This window comes from Microbacterium resistens (assembly GCF_021172025.1).
Classification (GTDB): domain Bacteria; phylum Actinomycetota; class Actinomycetes; order Actinomycetales; family Microbacteriaceae; genus Microbacterium; species Microbacterium resistens.
The window spans coordinates 2,378,797-2,395,228 of the sequence record NZ_CP082781.1; the positions used below are offsets into that span (position 1 = coordinate 2,378,797).

General features: G+C 73.7%; 8 protein-coding genes. All 8 read right to left on the reverse strand.

What is annotated here, in order from left to right:
• Positions 1-105: 105 nt before the first annotated feature.
• Positions 106-1,725: a serine/threonine-protein kinase gene (locus tag K8F61_RS11345; protein ID WP_231819189.1), complete on the reverse strand. Its 1,620-nt coding sequence runs from the start codon at positions 1,723-1,725 to the stop codon at positions 106-108.
• Positions 1,722-3,311 carry an FHA domain-containing protein gene (locus K8F61_RS11350; RefSeq protein WP_231819190.1) on the reverse strand — a complete coding sequence of 530 codons (1,590 nt, stop codon included), beginning with the start codon at positions 3,309-3,311 and terminating at the stop codon, positions 1,722-1,724. Before K8F61_RS11350 ends, K8F61_RS11345 begins: the two co-directional genes overlap by 4 nt.
• On the reverse strand, positions 3,311-4,126 hold the full coding sequence (locus K8F61_RS11355) for a PP2C family protein-serine/threonine phosphatase (RefSeq protein WP_067249870.1): 816 nt from the start codon (positions 4,124-4,126) through the stop codon (positions 3,311-3,313). The genes K8F61_RS11350 and K8F61_RS11355 overlap by 1 nt, the downstream gene beginning before the upstream one ends.
• On the reverse strand, positions 4,123-5,439 hold the full coding sequence (locus K8F61_RS11360; RefSeq protein WP_231819191.1) for an RDD family protein: 1,317 nt from the start codon (positions 5,437-5,439) through the stop codon (positions 4,123-4,125). The genes K8F61_RS11355 and K8F61_RS11360 overlap by 4 nt, the downstream gene beginning before the upstream one ends.
• Entirely contained in the window at positions 5,436-7,910 is a 2,475-nt protein-coding gene (locus K8F61_RS11365) for a transglutaminase-like domain-containing protein (protein WP_231819192.1), read from the reverse strand. Before K8F61_RS11365 ends, K8F61_RS11360 begins: the two co-directional genes overlap by 4 nt.
• Positions 7,907-9,151 (reverse strand): DUF58 domain-containing protein, encoded by a 1,245-nt coding sequence (locus K8F61_RS11370; RefSeq protein ID WP_219085347.1) that lies wholly within the window; start codon positions 9,149-9,151, stop codon positions 7,907-7,909. Before K8F61_RS11370 ends, K8F61_RS11365 begins: the two co-directional genes overlap by 4 nt.
• A 35-nt stretch (positions 9,152-9,186) precedes the next feature.
• Entirely contained in the window at positions 9,187-10,158 is a 972-nt protein-coding gene (locus K8F61_RS11375) for an AAA family ATPase (protein ID WP_067249895.1), read from the reverse strand.
• A gap of 85 nt (positions 10,159-10,243) precedes the next feature.
• Positions 10,244-16,324: an Ig-like domain-containing protein gene (locus K8F61_RS11380; protein WP_231819193.1), complete on the reverse strand. Its 6,081-nt coding sequence runs from the start codon at positions 16,322-16,324 to the stop codon at positions 10,244-10,246.
• Between the last annotated feature and the right edge of the window lie 108 nt (positions 16,325-16,432).

The window sequence follows — 16,432 nt, forward strand, 5'->3', positions numbered from 1 at the left end:
CCTCGGGGTCGGGAGCCTGGCTCATCAGGTCGGCGATCCGCGCCGCCTGGTCCGGGAGCGCGTCGGCCGGAGTCTCGTCGGCCGGGGAGGACCGGCGCTCCCCGCTCACGGGGTGCACCCCCGTACCGCCTCGGAGGTGCGCCCGTCGGCGCGCCGCAGCATCACGTCGATGCAGGTCTGCGTGCCGGAGAACGGCACGGCGACCGTGGTCTCCGTCGTCATCGACAGCTCCTCCTCCCCCGACAGCGTGACGATGTTCCACACATAGCCGTCCCCCTCCTCCGGTGCGCGGTTGGTCCAGGTGAACGTCGCCTGATCGCCCGCGACGGTCGCGGACAGGTCCGCCACCCGGGGGACCGCTCCGCTGATGACGTCCTGCGGCACGACGTCCGCGCTCTCGCTCGGCGACGGCACGGGCGGCGCGGCGTTGAGCAGGTTCACGGCCACCACCGCTCCGGCCGCGAGCGCGATCACGGCGACGACAGCGAGCACGATCCACAGCGCGCGGCGTCCGCGGGGCCTCTCGTCCGGCGACGTCGGCGCGGGCTCCGCGACGACGGCGGACGGCGCGGACGACGCAGCGGTCCCCTCCGGCGCCACCACGCGCGGCGGGCTGACGACGGTGGCGTCGTCCTCGGGCACCGGCCGGGGCGTGCGGATCACGGTGTCGTCGGCGACCGGGACCCCGCCGGGGTCGAAGCGCGGACCGGGGGCGGCGGACGGCTCCGCGGTGACGGGACGCGTCTTCGCCGAGGGCCGGGTCGCTCCGGTGCCTCCCGGGCCGTCCTGCGCGATCGTGACGACCTGCCGGACCCGGGTGAGGCCGTCGTCGTCGTTCTCGGGCTCGTCGTCGACCGGGTGCTCGTCCACGATGTCGATGGGCGTCACCGAGTGCGCGAGCTCGATCTGCACTTTCTGCAGGGCGCGCGCGAACGAGACGGCGCTCGGGTAGCGCTGCGCCGGGTCCTTCGCCATGGCGCGCTCGAGCACGCCGCGCAGGCTCTCCGGCGCATCCGGACGGCCGAGCGGGGGCAGGGGCTCGCGCTCGATCCGCGCGATCAGGTCCGCGCCCCGGTTGCGCTCGCCCGTCTTCTCGAACGGCGAGCGCCCGGTCAGCAGCGTGTACACGGTCGCGCCGAGGGCGTACACGTCGGAGCGCACCCCGCTCGTGGGCGGGTCCGCGAACGACTCCGGCGGCGACCACGGGATCGACATGCCCGAGGCCTCGGAGACGGCCCCCGTCGTGGACGCGATCCCGAAGTCCGTCAGCGCGGGACGGTTGTACTCGGTCACGAGGATGTTGGCCGGCTTGATGTCCCGGTGCAGCACCCCGGCACGGTGGGCGGTCTCCACCGCCCCGGCCACCTGCACGCCGACGCGCAGCGCCTCGGCGACCGTGAAGGGCTCCTTGCGCGCGCGCTGCTGCAGATTCGGCCGCGGGCAGTACTCCATGACGAGGTACGGACGCCCGTCCTCGGCGACGCCGGCCTGGTGGATGGTGACGATGGCGGGGTGCGTGGAGAGCATCGCCATGACGTTGGCCTCGTCGGAGAACTCCTGCGCCGCGCCGCTGGCCAGCCGGTCAGCGAGCAGCACCTTCACCGCGACGCGGCGCCGCGGCAGCTCCTGCTCGTACAGGAACACGTCCGCGAACCCGCCCGTCCCGAGCGGCTCGACGTACGTGAACCCCGCGAGCCGCGGCGGCGGCGAGGGCGGTCTGCTCACGGAAGATCCTCGAAGCGGACCGTCACTCCGTCTCCGAGGTCGATCACGTCGCCGCTGACGACCACCGTCGGCTCCCCGGGATGCAGCCGCACCGGCTCGACGCCGGGCCGAAGCAGCGTCGAGCCGTTGGTGGCGTGCAGATCGACCACCACCACCGCGTCGGGCTCGGGACGCACCTCCAGGTGGCTGCGGGAGATGTCGTGCTGAGGGCTCTCGACGGCGATCAGGTGGGGCAGGGTCGCCCCGGTCGCCCGCGGCGAGCGCGGCCGTCGCCCGATCACAGCGGGGCGGTCCAGCGTCACGATCTGGCCGGTCGAGAGGACCAGGCGGGGCCCGGTCGCGGAGGTCGGGATGGCCTCCGTCGCCGCGTCCGACGGGGCCACCGGCGAGGACGGGGACGCGGTCCTCGGGTCGGGCAGCACCGCGGGGCTGAACGAGAAGACCGGGGCCGGGGCGGACACGACCGGGGCCGGCACCGCCGGGGCGGGCGGAACGGGCGCCTCCGCGCCCCGCAGCTCCCGCGCCTGCGCCACCGAGATGGTCGCGCCGTCGTGGTCTCCGGCCGGCTCCGGGTCGGCGGGCGGCGAGGACCCTTCCGGGTCGGCGACCGTCTCGGGATCGGCGACGGCGATCGTGTCGATCGGTGCGGACTCGACGCTCGAGAAGCCGCCGTGGGCCGTGTCGGTCGGCCCGTCCGCCGAGGCCACCGGTTCCCGGGGCTCGTCCTCCGGAACCGCGACCGGCTCGGGGAGCTCGTCCGCGGGGTCATCCGCCGGATCCACGGGCTCATCCGCCGGATCCACGGGCTCGTCCGCGGGCTCATCCGCCGGATCCGCGGGCTCGTCCACCGGATCCGCCGGCTCATCCGCCGGCTCGAACGCCGCAGTCGCAGAAGGCTCGGACCCAGGGACCTCCTCGTCCGCCGAGGCTCCGCCCGACGCACGGCCCTCCGCCATCGGCTCGGCCTCCGGCCCGGACTCCGGCTCCGGCTCCGGCTCCGGCTCCGGCTCCGGCTCCGGCTCCGGCTCCGGCTCCGGCTCCGGCTCCGGCTCCGGCTCGTCGAGCGGAGCCGGGTCCTGGGCGTCGATCGACCCGTCGGCCGGCACCGCGGCGTCGGCGTCGTCGGGTCGGGCGATCTCGCCGTGGCGGAACAGCGCGCCGCGCACGACACCGGCGACGATCGGCAGCGCCTCGTCCTCCGCTCCGGGCTCCTCGGCGGTGCGCAGCTCGAACCCGTGCACGCCGCCGGCCACCCGTTCGCTCCAGGTCGTCACCTCGGCGCCGCTCGCCTCCTGCTCGCCGTCGGCGTCGGCGAAGCGCACCGAGACCCGCCCCCGCACCGCGATGCGGATCGTCGCGTCCGTCCCCTCCAGGACGACGGCCCCGAACGGCGGGATCGCGGCGAAGGACCCGCCTCCGGCGGCGGTGAGCGCGTCCACGATGTCGGCGAAAGCGGCCTCCTCGCCCGAGGCGCGACGCCAGACCTCGGCGACGAGGCCCGCGTCCGCGTCCGGGGGAAGCGCGACGACGGCGCGCGGTCCGACGAGCAGGTACCAGGTCCCGGAGTGGTAAGCGGTGATGGGCATCAGCGGACTCCTCCCGTCGCTCCGGCACGCGGACGCGTGTCGGAATCGATGTCCGATTCGTCGTCGGCGGCGCCCAGGGCGCGCGCCGAGACATGGACGGCGTCGATCACGATCGCCGTGACGTTGTCGCGCCCGCCGCGCTCCAGCGCGAGGGCGATGAGCCGGTCGGCCGCGGCCTGCGCGTCCTCGGAGCGGCGCAGGACGTCGTGGATCAGGGCGTCGGGCACCTCGGAGCTCAGGCCGTCCGAGCAGACGAGCAGCCGATCCCCGGCCTCGGCGGGGATCATCCAATAGTCGGCCTCGCCGTCGCTGCCGGCGCCGAGGGCGCGGGTGATGATGTTGCGCCGTCGATCCCGCTGCGCGTCGTCGGAGAGCAGCTCGCCGGCGTCGATCAGCTCCTGCACGACCGAATGGTCCACCGAGATCTGCTCCAGCCGACCCTCCGCGAGACGATAGGTGCGCGAGTCCCCGATGTTGACCGCCAGCCAGTAGCCGACGCCGTCCACGGCGGTGATGGCCACGCCGCTCAGCGTCGTCCCGGCGCGCGAGGCGCCGTCCCCGGCGATCGCCTCGACGGCGCTCCGTGCCCGCGCGACCGCGAAGCCCACGTCGTCCACCGTCAGCACCGCACGGCCCGCCAGCGGACGGAAGACGTCGATCACCGCCGCGCTGGCGACGTCGCCCGCCTGGTGCCCGCCCATCCCGTCCGCGACGAGGAACAGCGGCGCCTGTGCGAGGAAGGAGTCCTCGTTGAGCCGTCGCCGCAGTCCGGTGTGCGTCGCCGCGCCCACCGAGACCACGACCGGCGCGATCATGCGTAGCCTCCGACGGTGACGATCCGCTCGCCGATCTGGATCGCATCCCCCAGCCGGATACGGACCCGCTCGCCGGGCGGGCACGCGATGCGTACGCCGTCGCGGACGATCGTCAGCCCGTTGGTCGAGTGCCGGTCGAGCACCCAGCCGCCGACGGCCTCCGCCGCCGCCTCGAAGTGCGTCTTCGACAGCGACAGCGTCTCGTCGCGCACCGCGACGAGCGTCGCCCCGTCGTCCTCGGCGGGGTTGCGGCCGAACACGGTGCGGCCGGAGACGAGCGAGCGGGTGCCGTCGTCCCACACGAAGACGAGCCGGTGACCGGGCACGCTCAGCCGCGTGTCCTCCAGGTCGTCCTCCTCGCCGGGGATCTGCGGCGCGGGAGCGGGCGGCGCCTCGTCGGACGGCGCGTCGTCGGTCGGCGGGATCGACGGCACGACGGGCGCGGGGGCGGGGATCGCCTCCGGTCCCGTCACCGGCGGCTCGGGGCGCGGGGCCACGGCCGGGCTGATCCCGGGGACCGTCGTGATCATGACGTCGGCCTCTGCCGGCGCGGCCGCCGCGGCGGCTCGGCCCGCATCGTCAGGAGCCGCAGGAACAGGAGCCGCAGGAACGGGAGTCGCAGGAACAGGATCGGCGGACTCGGCGACGGCGGGACCCGAGACGACCGTCTCGTCCGGGAACTCCGGATCCTCCGCCGGAACCGGCAGGGGCGGCCGCGGCGGCACGGGCGGCAGGCCCGGGATCGCCACGGTCTCCGTTCCCGGGGCTTCCGCGGGCACGACCGACGCGGCCTCCCCCGCCGCCGGTGTCGCCGCGGCGACGGCGGGGGATCGCAGCGAACGGACGTCGAGCATGAGCGCCCGTCCCGCCCGGTCGTGCCACCCCTGGAACCGCCCGCTGCCGTCGAACAGCGGCGTGAAGTAGCCGACGACGATCGCCGCCGTCACGGCGAACAGGAGGTTGCGCACCAGCGCCCGCCCGAAGCCGAGAGGCTCCGCGGGCGCCTCCTCCCGCACCAGCCGCAGTCCCAGCAGGCGCATGCCGACCGACCCGCCGGAGGAGCCCTGCAGGGCGGTGCAGACGAGGAACCAGGCCAGCAGCGCGAGACCGACGATGCCGAGCCCGAGGCTCATCGTCGCCAGCAGAGCCGTGAGGTCGGTCGCGCCGAGCACGGATGCCAGCGTGATCCCGTAGCCGACGCCGCCGATCACGGCGCCGATCCCGGCGTCGACGAGGTACGCGAGCGCCCGGCGGGACGGGGCGGCGACCGGCACCGCCGTCGCGGCGCCGGTCGGGGCGGCCGGGTTCGTCATGATGTCTCGCTCTCGCTGTCGCCGTCATCGCGGGCGGCGTCACCGGGTCGGGCGGCGGCGCCTCCCCCGATCGTGCCAGGTCTGCGGCGCACGCGCTCGGTCGCCGCGGCGCGCAGCGCGCCGACGCCCCGCGACAGCCGGGAGCCGCCCAGCAGCGAACGCAGGCTCAGCCGGGCGGCGAGTCTGCGCCGCAGGCCGGCCTGCCTCCCCATGCCGCCGACGATCTCGTCGACCTCGCCCCAGAACGCGTCGATGTCCTCGGGCGTCGGGTCCGTCGGACCGAACACGCTCGCATCGGCCCGGTCGGCGAGGACGGTGGCCGCAGGCAGCGTGAGCGACTGCGCCACGTGCTCCGCCTCCTCCGCCCTGGTCGCTCCGGCGGGGATCCGCGCTCCGTAGTCGACCGCGCGATCGGCCAGCTCGTCCCAGCCTCCGCTGATCCGGTCGGCGGCCGCCTCCGCCGTGCGCCGCTTGCGCCGACGGGCGGCCTTCCACGCCCCGATGACGATGAACGGCGCGAGCAGGATCGCAAGCAGCAGCAGGACGCCGCCGGCGACGGCCAGGATGATCCCGATGATGCCCAGGATCTCGGAGCTGCCGTCCTCGCCCTCGCGCTGGTCCGGAAGCGTCGGCGGGAGGTCCACCGGCTCCTGGGGCGGGGGCGGCGGCTGCAGGACCTGCGGCTTCGGGTTCACCTTCGGCTTGGTGGTCTGCTCGTTCGGGACCTGATCCTCCGGCGGCGTCGGATCGAACACGACCCATCCCGCACGATCGAAGTTCACCTCGACCCACGCGTGCACGTCGTCGCCCGTCGCGGCGAACGTGCCGCTCTCCTTGCCCTCCTCGGGGTAGAACCCCATGACGACGCGGGCCGGCATGCCGAGCTCGCGCGCGAACAGCGCCATCAGCGCGGCGTACTGCTCGTCGTCGCCGATCATCTGGTCCCCGGCGAGGAGAGTGCTCAGCCGCTCCGCGGTGTGCCCGGCGCGCGAGAGCACCTCGCCGTCGAGGCCGTGGCTGAAGAAGCCGCCCTCGTGGAAGTAGGTCTCCAGCGCCCTGACCTGCTCGATCGGCGTCTTCGCGTTCTCCACCGCCTCCGACGCGAGGGTCGCGACGTCGTCGGGGACGCCGCTCTGCTTCGGCATCACGACGTGGCCGAACCCCTGATCCGCCAGCTCCTCGTCGGAGAACTCGCGCGGCAGGATCGTCTCCACGGTGTAGGAGTCGCCCTCGCCGAGGCGAGCCGTCGTGACGGCGGTCCCGGTGGCGTCGTTGTAGTAGGTGCTGCGGCGAAGCTCCTCGCCGCGGGTGCCGCCATAGGCGATCTCGCGCACCGCGCCCGCGTCCGGGACCCAGACCCCGCGGTAGTCCTGGACCGAGAACCGCAGGGTCACCGGCGTCCCCTCGGCGTCGGCGGACATGTTGCCGCGCAGCGGGGTGAACCCGCCCGAGGAGCCGATGCCCCGATCCGAGACGTCGTAGACGACGCCGGTGTACTGGTCCATGGTGCCCAGGCGCACACGCGCACCTTCGGGCAGCCCCTCGACGGTGAAGAGCGTGTCCTCGCGATGGTCCTTCACGTAGCCGCGGAAGCCCTGCAGCGGGCTCGGGTACTGGTGCACGTCGAACGGCGGGATGACGACGTCGCGGAACACGTGTCGCGGCTCGGTCGGCGCCGCGACCGCCGCGGTGGCCGCGCCGACGCCGCCGGCCAGTGCCAGCACCGCCGCGCCCGCGATCAGGCGGCGACGACGGAGTGCGGAGCCGAGGACCCCTCGGCCCGGCTCGTCGGTGTCCGCAGCCGACGCGATCGGCACGGCCGCGCCCTCCCCGGAGGGGGCCTGACGCAGCGCGAGCCAGGTGATCGCCGTGATCGCGAACACCCCGCCCTGCACCACCGGGGCGGCCGGCTCCGGCGTGCCGAGAGCGAGGACCAGGAGGAGGTGCGCGCCGGCGGGGATCAGCGCCCAGCCCGCACGACGGCGGCGCAGCGCCAGGGATCCGGCCAGCACCGCCGCGACGAGCGCGAGCAGGAACGGCACGAGCAGGTGCCCGTCGGCCCCGGAGAGCGGCGCGACGGTCGTGAGCAGGCGCTTCCAGGCCGTGACCACGCCGACCACGAGCTCCTGGACCGTCCGCAGCGTCGGCACGACGCCGGCGATCATCGTCTGCGGCAGGGCGAGGGGGCCGCCGAGGACGAGGTAGGCGGCCGCCGTGAGTCCTGCCGCCGGAAGGACGCCCCACCGGCGCCACGCGCAGACGACCGCGATCGCGAGGCCGAGCACGGCGCCGCCGATCGCCGCGGGGAGGAACGCGGGGCCGCCGAAGGAGGGCCACCACCCGGCGATCCCGACGCCGAGCAGCAGGCCGACGGCGACGAGGTCGAGCACCAGGCGGCGGGTCGGCGGAAGCGCGCCGCGTCCGCGCGCGCCCCGGGCTCCGGCACGCGTCGTCGCTCCCGCGCCGCTCACGAGAGCACCTTCCCGAGCGCCAGCGGGAGCTCCTCGAGGGCCCCCACGGTCACCACGTCCGCGTCCGCGATCCGCCGCAGGGACGGCGCGGCGCCCGCGTCGGCCACGAGGACGAGCACGCGCGAGCCGTACGGCAGCCGCGCGCACGCCGCGCGCAGGTCCTCCGGATCCACGCGCCCGCCGCACACGAGCACGACGACGCTGGCGAGCGGCATGTTCGCCGCCACGACGCCGGCGAGCGTCGCGATGCCGCCCTCGCGCGGGCGGGACGACTCGACTCCGGCCAGGGAGTCCAGCAGCTGCTTGCCGGTGCCGGCGGGGAGGGCTCGCCCCTGCACCCGCAATTCGACGTGCTGGGAGTCGCGGATCGCGCGGAGCCCGACCGACCCGGCCAGCGACACGGCGAGCTCGAACTCGTCGGGGTCGGCGTAGTCGCCGGCGGACCGGCTCAGCCCGATGACGAAGTGCGACCGCCGGGTCTCCTCGTACTGGCGGACCATCAACGTGCCCGTGCGCGCCGTCGAGCGCCAGTGCACGCGACGGAGGTCGTCGCCGGGCTGGTACTCGTTGAGCGCGTGGAACGACACGTCGTCGCGCGAGAGGTCGGCGGCGGGGAGGCCGTCGAGATCCCGGAGGAAGCCGAGGGACTGGCCGTCGAAGAGGATGGTCCGCGGGTGCACGTACAGGTCCCGCGGCTCGTCGCGGCGATGCGCCCGCTCGAACAGGCCCAGCGGATCGCCGCGGACGATGCTGACCGGTCCGACCTGCACCACGCCGCGGCGCTGGGTCGGGATCGCGAACAGCTCCTCGGCCTCCTCCCCGGGCGCGAGCCGCTTGATGCCGAACTCGCCGCGACCGGCGCCGACGGGCAGCACCACGCGGGACGGCAGGATCGCGCGCGTCCCCGGATTGGACAGCAGGAGTCCGCCGTAGGCGCGCTCCCCGACCACGACACGCGTGCGGGCGAGGTCCAGGCGGATGTCGTACGTCGTCCGACCGATGAGGAACAGCGCGCACAGCGCGAGAGCGGCAGCGATCACCACGGCGGCGACGGTGAGCTCCGACCATCCGAGCACGCGGCCGAGGATCCAGAGCCCCAGCGCGAGGCCGACCAGCACCCAGGCGAGCGGCCGGAACACCGCCGTCACGGCACGCAGACGCGCGCCGACGCGCGCGAGGACGAGGGCGGCGACGTCGCGCCAGCCCGCCTCGCGTTCGGGGGCGGCGGTCTCGATGCTCACGGGGCTCCGTTCGGGGACTCGGGGACGGCCGGCGGTCAGGCCGCGGTGCGGGCCTGCGGCGCGGGGACCGCGTCGACGACCCGCGCGATCACGGTCTCGGCCGTGGTGCCGGAGAACTCCGCCTCCGCGTCCAGCAGGAGCCGGTGCATCCAGACCGGGCGGGCGAGCGCCTTGACGTCGTCGGGGAGGACGTAGTGACGCCCGTGCGCCGCCGCCCAGACCTTCGCGATCCGGGCCATCGCGAGCGCGCCTCGGACGGACACGCCCAGCCGGATCGCCCCGTCGGCGCGTGTGGCCTCGACGAGCTCGGCGATGTAGCGCAGCACCGCCGGCTCGACGTGCACGGAGGCGGCCAGGTCGGCCATGTCCGCGACGGCGTTCGTCGTGATGATCGGCGTCAGGTGCGCCGACGGGTTCCGGTCGGCGGAGCCGGCGAGGATCGCCGCGGTCACGTCGAGGTCGGGGTAGCCGATCGAGGTCTTGATGAGGAAACGGTCCAGCTGCGCCTCGGGCAGCTTGTAGGTGCCCGCCTGCTCGATGGGGTTCTGCGTCGCGATCACGAGGAACGGGCGCCCCGTCTCGTGGGCCGTGCCGTCCACGGTCACCCGGGACTCCTCCATGACCTCCAGCAGCGCCGACTGCGTCTTCGGCGAGGCGCGGTTGATCTCGTCCGCCAGCACGATCGAGGCGAACACCGGCCCGCGGTGGAAGGTGAAGGTGTGCGACTGCTGGTCGTAGATCGTCACGCCGGTCACGTCGGAGGGCAGCAGGTCCGGCGTGAATTGGATGCGCGTGCTCGTTCCCTGCACGGTGGCGGCGAGCGCCTTGGCGAGGCTCGTCTTGCCGGTGCCCGGCGCGTCCTCGAGCAGCACGTGGCCCTCGGCGAGCATCGAGGCCAGCACGAGGCTCACCACGTCGCGCTTGCCCTGGAGCGCGCGGTCGACGTTGTCGACGAGGCGCTGGAACGTGCCCTGGAACCAGGCGGCCTGTTCGGGGGTCATGGTCATCAGGAGGGGATTCCTCTCGTGTGCGTGGTGAAGCGCGTGGGCGTGGGGGAAGGAAGGCGCGGCGTCCGCGCGTCGCCGGGCGGGATCACGCCCATGGGACGTTCTTCCATTTGACGGGAGTGGTCTCGCCCCAGCCGTCGATCTTCACCGAGGCCATGGACTCGGGGAACCCCTGGTAGCAGGTGAGGTTGACCTTGCCGTCCGACGGGACGTACACCACGTCCGGCCGGTATCCGCCGCCCATCATCGCGCCGTCGATCATGCAGGTGACCAGGTAGTTGCCCGCGGGGAAGTTCTTCGTGTTCACGACGTAGAGGCCGCAGGAGGAGTTCCCGCAGTTCGGGGTGTCCCCCTTCCGACGGGTCAGCCAGGCCTCGGCGGGCGGAGGCGGAGGCGGAGGATCGTTCGTGACCGCGGACGCCGAGATCTCCCTGGACCACTGTCCCTCGGTGTCCATGGCCTTCACCGCGATCGTGTGGCGCTGCTGGTACCCGTTGCCGACGTCGCGGGAGCCGTCGCGCCCCACGTTCTCCCATGCGCCCCCGTCGATGCTGATCTGCATGACCTGGATGGTGCGGCCGTTGTCCGGCGGTGCCGACCAGGTCAGCCGGACCGACGTGCCGAGGTTCGTCGCCGTGGCGCCGGGGTCCTTCACCGGGCCGAACGGCCGGAGCGGCCCCGCCGCCGCGGACGGCTCCCCGGGCTGCGACTCCTGGCCGCCGACGGCGGAGTACGCGCGCACCTGCACGTAGTACTCGCCGTTGTTGGCGGCCGCGATGCGCGTGCCGTCCCAGTCCCGGCTCCACCCGTTTCCCAGGCTGTACTCGTAGTGGACCTCGCCTGGGTTCGCCCCGTTCGTGTTCTCCAGCGCGTACTGCACCTCCACGTACCCGTCGCGCTCCGCCGTCGCCGTGATCGTCGGCTGCCCCGGCGTGCCGAACGCGCGCTGCGGGTTCGAGGCGCCGGACAGCGCGCCCCACCCCGCCTTGTTGTGCGCGCGGACGCGGAAGGTGTAGTCGGTCGTCGAGGTGTCAACGGTCACCGTCTGCTGGAGGCCGGTGACGCGCGGCACGGTCTGCACGACGGTGCCGCCGCGGACCACCTGGACCTCGTACGAGTCGACGGCGTCGCCGTTGGCGAAGGCCGCCTCCCAGCTCACGGTCATCTGCGCCTGGGCGCCGACGGAGGGCGCGCTCTTCGCGGTCGGGGTGCCCGGCGCGCCCGGAGGGCCCGCGGGGATCTCGTCCGCCGACCACGCGCTCCAACTCGACGGCTCGGGGGCGCGGTTGTGGGCCCGCACGCGCACCTGGTAGGAAGCGCCGTTCTCCAGGCCCTCCCACGTGTAGGAGTTGCCCGTGATCCCCGTCTTCGTCGCGACGCCGTTCGGCGGCGCGGGAGAGATCTCCAGCGTGTAGGACGAGACCGGCGAGCCCGGGGTGGACGGCGTCGCCCACGAGATGCCGAGGGACTTGTCGCCGAACTTCAGCGCGGGCGGGTTCGGCGTGTCCGGCCGCGCGTCCGGACGCGCCACCTCGGACGGGCGCGAGGGCTCGCTGTCGCCCACGCGGTTCGTGGCGACGACCTGGAACGTGTACTCGACGTTGTTGGTCAGCCCGTCCAGCGTGCACGTCGTCGAGCCGCACGCCTTGGTGTAGTTCCCGGCGAGCGAGGTGACCGTGTAGCCGGTGATCTCGGCACCGTTGTTCGCCGGCGGGGACCAGGACAGCACGGCGGTGCGGTCCTGCACGCTCGTGACGCGCGGGGTGCTCGGGGCGTCGGGCACGCCCTGCACGGTGATCACGATGCGCCCGTCGACCTCGCGGTCTGGGTCCTTCGTGGCGTCCTGGATCCGGTAGCGCACGATCAGCGGCCCCACGTAGGTCGCTGCCGGCTGGACGACGATGTTGTCGCCGTCTCGCCGCACGGTGCCGCTGCCCGTCTCGGCGTTCGCCGCGGTGATCACCAGCGGTGTCTCCGGGAACGGGTTGACGTCGTTCGCGAGGACCGGGATCGAGATCTCCTTGCCCTGGTCCGCCTGGGGCACGGTGTCCTCGTTCGCCACCGGCAACGGCCGGGTCGAGGCCGAGACCGTGACCGAGATCGAGCCCTCGATCGGGTCGGTCGTGCCGTCGTCGACCCGGATGCGGACGGTCCCCGTCGTGCCCTTCGGCACGCTGGAGCCGGCCTCCACGGACAGCGTGGAGCCCTCGACGCGCGCGGTGATGCCGCCGCGGGGCTGACCGACCAGGGTGTACGCCATGCCCTTCATGTCGTCCGGGTCGGGGTCCTCGGTGAGGGCGGCCAGGTCCACCGTCACCGGCTGCTCGCCGGGGGCGACGGTGGCCTCGCCGTTGGTGAACGTCGGCGGCTGGTTGTCGGGCGGGAGGACCGAGATCGGGATCGTCAGCGTCGCCTTGCGTCCCTCCGGGTCGTCCGGCCCGGTGCCGTCGGTGACCTCGAAGGTCAGCGCGTCCCTGCCGAAATAGCGGTTCTTGGACGCGTACGTCAGGGTCGTCTCGTCCTTGATGAGCGACGAGCCGTCGGAGTTCACCGCGCTCACCTTGGCCGCCTCGGTGATCCGCGCGGTCCCGCCGCCGGCGACCGTGACGTACTCCGACAGCGGCAGGTCGACGCGCTCCCCGCTCTTGACCTCGACGGGCTTCGTCGAGGTCAGCGTCGGGCGCAGCTCGTCGCGGGCCGGGACGAAGATGAACGCCGAGGCCTGCTGGTCGTCGAGATCGGTCACGGTGTAGCGGATGAGCTGGCGCTCCTCGCCCACGGTGACCCGGATGGACCGGTCGCCCCGGATGACCCCTCCGTCCTCGACCTCGAGCTCGAGGTCGTCCACGACGCCGTCCGGGTCCTCGTCGTTGTCGAGGACCGCGACGTCGACGGTCAGGTCGTCGGTGACGTCCTCCACGAGCACGCGGTCGTCGCGGGCGATGGGCGCGACGAGCGGCACGTCCTCGGCCACGGTGATCTGCAGCGGCGCCGTGGCCGTCGCACCGCGCTCGTCCGCGATCGTGTACTGCACCGACGTCTCCATCGGGGAGTCGGGCGCGGTGACGAGCAGGCGGTCGCCGGAGACCTCGGCGGACAGCCCCGCCACGTCGGGCACCTCGACGCCGTCCGTCACGAGGCCGATCGGGTCGCCCTCGGGGTCGGAGTCGTTGGCCAGCACCGGCACCGCGACCGTGCGCCCCGGCCGGGTGACGATCGAGTCCTTGACGGCGTACGGCGCCTGGTTCGTGTCGGTCCCCGGGGCGATCCCCACGCGGATCGACGCCGTGCCCTCCTTGCCGAGCCGGTCCCGGACGCGGTAGGTGAACGTGTCCGCGCCCGCGGAGTCCGCGAACGCCTCGTAGACGAGGTAGTTGGTCCCGACCTCGGAGACCTCGCCCTTCTTCGGCGCCGACGCGAGGCCCAACAGCTCCACCGAGTCGCCGTCGGCGTCCAGCCCGTCCAGCGGCACCGCGACGCGGACGCTGGAGCCGCTCAGCGCACGGACCGTGATGTCCTTCGGGCGCGGGGCCGTGTTCTCCTCCGCGTCCAGGGGCAGGATCTGGATGGTCACGTACCCGGCGTCCTTCTGCCCCGTCGTGTCGATCGCCTCGTAGGTGGCGTAGACGGTCTTCGCCTCGGGCCCGGCCCGGAAGCGGAGCAGGTCCTGGGAGACGAACGCCTCGCCGTCCGCGGGGTCGACGAAGGGCTCCACGAGGTCCGGCGCGAGGTGCAGCGCGTCCCCGTTCGGGTGCGTGTCGTTGTCCAGCACGGGGATGTTGACGACGTCACCGGCGCGGACGACCACCTGGTCGTCGTTCGCGACCGGGGGCAGGAGCTTCTCCGGGGCCGGGATGGGGATGACGATCACGTCGCCCTCGGCCGTCTTCGAGCCGTTGGAGATGCGGTAGCTGATCCGCACCTGGTCCTCGAGGGCCCCCTGGTCGGTGATCCGCAGCGTCTCGTGGTTCAGCACGGACACGCTGATGCCGCTCTGCGGGGGCACGGTGACGGACTGCACCACGAGGATCCCGCCGGACGGCTCGGTGTCGTTGTTCAGCACGCCCACGAGCACGTCACCGCCGGTCGGCAGCAGCGCCACGTCGCGGACCGCCACGGGCGGCAGATCCTCCTGGGACTTGTCCAGCACGTCGACGCGGACCAGGCCCGGCACCGCGTTCGGGCCCGCGCTGACGAGGTACTGCGCGTAGTACACCCCGGGGGCGTCCGCCTGGAACGTGAACGTCTTGTTCGGGAAGTCCGGTGTGATCGTCGCGCCGGGGACCTCGTCGATCCGGGCGAGGCGCAGCGCCTCCCGGCCGGAGCTGGTGTCGTTGGTCAGCGGGGCCACCGTGACGGACTCCCCCGCACGCGTGACGACGTGGTCCGCGTTCGTCTTGGGCATGGTGGAGCCCGCGGGCCGGACGTCCAGGCGGAGCACGCCCACGGCCGACTCGTTCTGCCCGTCCGCGACGACGATCTCGATGTCCTTGCGCCCCTGCAGGCTCGCCACCGCGCGGTAGGTGATCTGCCCGTCCGTGGTGAAGTCCACCTCGTCGCCCTCGGCCGCGGTCACCGCCTTGAGGTAGACGTCGTCGCCGTCCGGGTCGATCCAGTCCGGCAGGACGTTGTACGAGACCGTGCCGCCCGTCTCGACCGCCAGGGACGTGGTCCGCTTCGGAGTGGGGGCGGCGTTGACACTCCAGTCGTGCACGGAGAGCTGGACGTTCGCCTGCGCCGTGCCCCCGCGCCCGTCGTCGATGCCGTAGCGGAAGGACCCGCCGCCCGTGGCGTCCTCGGGGACGGCGATCTGGAGGGCGCCGCCGTTGTTGATCGGCTCCACGCGGCCCAGGCCCGGCTGATCCCCCTCCAGGGCGGCGACGAGGACGTCCCCGTCCGCGTCGGTGTCATTGTCGAGCACCGGCAGGAGCGTGGTCCGGCCCGGGCGCACGCCGAACTCGTCGTCCGTCGCGATCGGCGGGGTGTTCTGCTCGCTGCGCTCGGGGAGCGTCGTCTCGACCGTCTCCTCCGAGGTCTCCTGGTTGTCCTCCGACTCGCCCTCGGGCGGAGTGATGACCTCCCAGTTGTCGACGCGCTGCAGGCTGTCGGCGGCGAGCCAGGCCGCGCCGCCGATGATGTCGTTGAGCACGACGACGTCGCGGTTCACGCGGAACGTGAGGGAGGTGCTGCCCTCGGCGCCCTCGATGGCCGCCTCGAGATCGGCGTCACCTCCTGCGCAGTCGCGGACGAACCGGGCGGAGCCGGCCCACGCACCGTAGGCGCAGCCCTTCACCACCGCGGGAACCGCCGGCGCCCCTTCGCCGCCGGCCTCCCGGACCACCGGCTCCGCGCCGTCGAAGGGCACCGTCACGAGACTCTTCGGGGTCGCGATCGTGACGCCCGGCGCGTCCGCGGACGGCCACTGCAGCACGGCGCCGTCGGCGTCCTCGATCTCCGCCTCGATCCCCGGGCCGCGCAGCGCGCCGGACGCGGCGTCCAGCACCACGGGACGGGTGCCGACCACGGTGATGCGCGGCTCGGCGTCCTTCGGGAGCTCGATCGGAGTGGAGGACGGCTTCTCCGCCTCGCCCTGCGGGCTCATGGCCACGGTCACGACCGTGCCGTCCTCGGCGGACACGCCGTACACGGTGCCGTCCTGCCCCACGGCCACGTCGGCGCCCTTGCCGAGGGTCGCGACCGGATCGCTGCCCGCCGCCTTGAAGGCGCCGAGGCCGCCGGCCTGCACCGCCCAGAGCTTGCCCTCCTTGGGCTCCAGGATCGCCACGGTCGTCCCGCCGAGCGCGATCTTCGCGCCGCCGGGGACCGGGACGGAGTCGTTCATCGCGACGCGCGCCGGGTCCACGGCGGTCAGCGTCGAGGCGCTCGTGTCCGAGACGAGGACCGTCCCGCCGTCCTGCAGCACGTCGTACTGGTCGCCGGCCGCGCGCAGACCGCCGTCGAGCACGCGGGACTCGTTGTTGAAGTGGCCCACGAGCATGCTGGAGCTCTTCGTGATCCAGACGCCGCCGTCGTGCAGATCGACCTCGGCGGTGGGGTTTCCCTCGTACGCGAGCGCCATGCCGGTGACCGCGACGGCGGCCACGGTGACGCCCGCGATCGACGCGATCGTCTTCGGGCGTGCACGGCCCCATCGCAACGACTTCACGACGCAATCCCCCTGCGCTCTGCTGATCTCCGGTCGGCATGGCGAGACCGCGCGATCGCTCCGCCGAGGATGGCGGAGGACGCGAGGACCCGGAGGACATCCTAACCG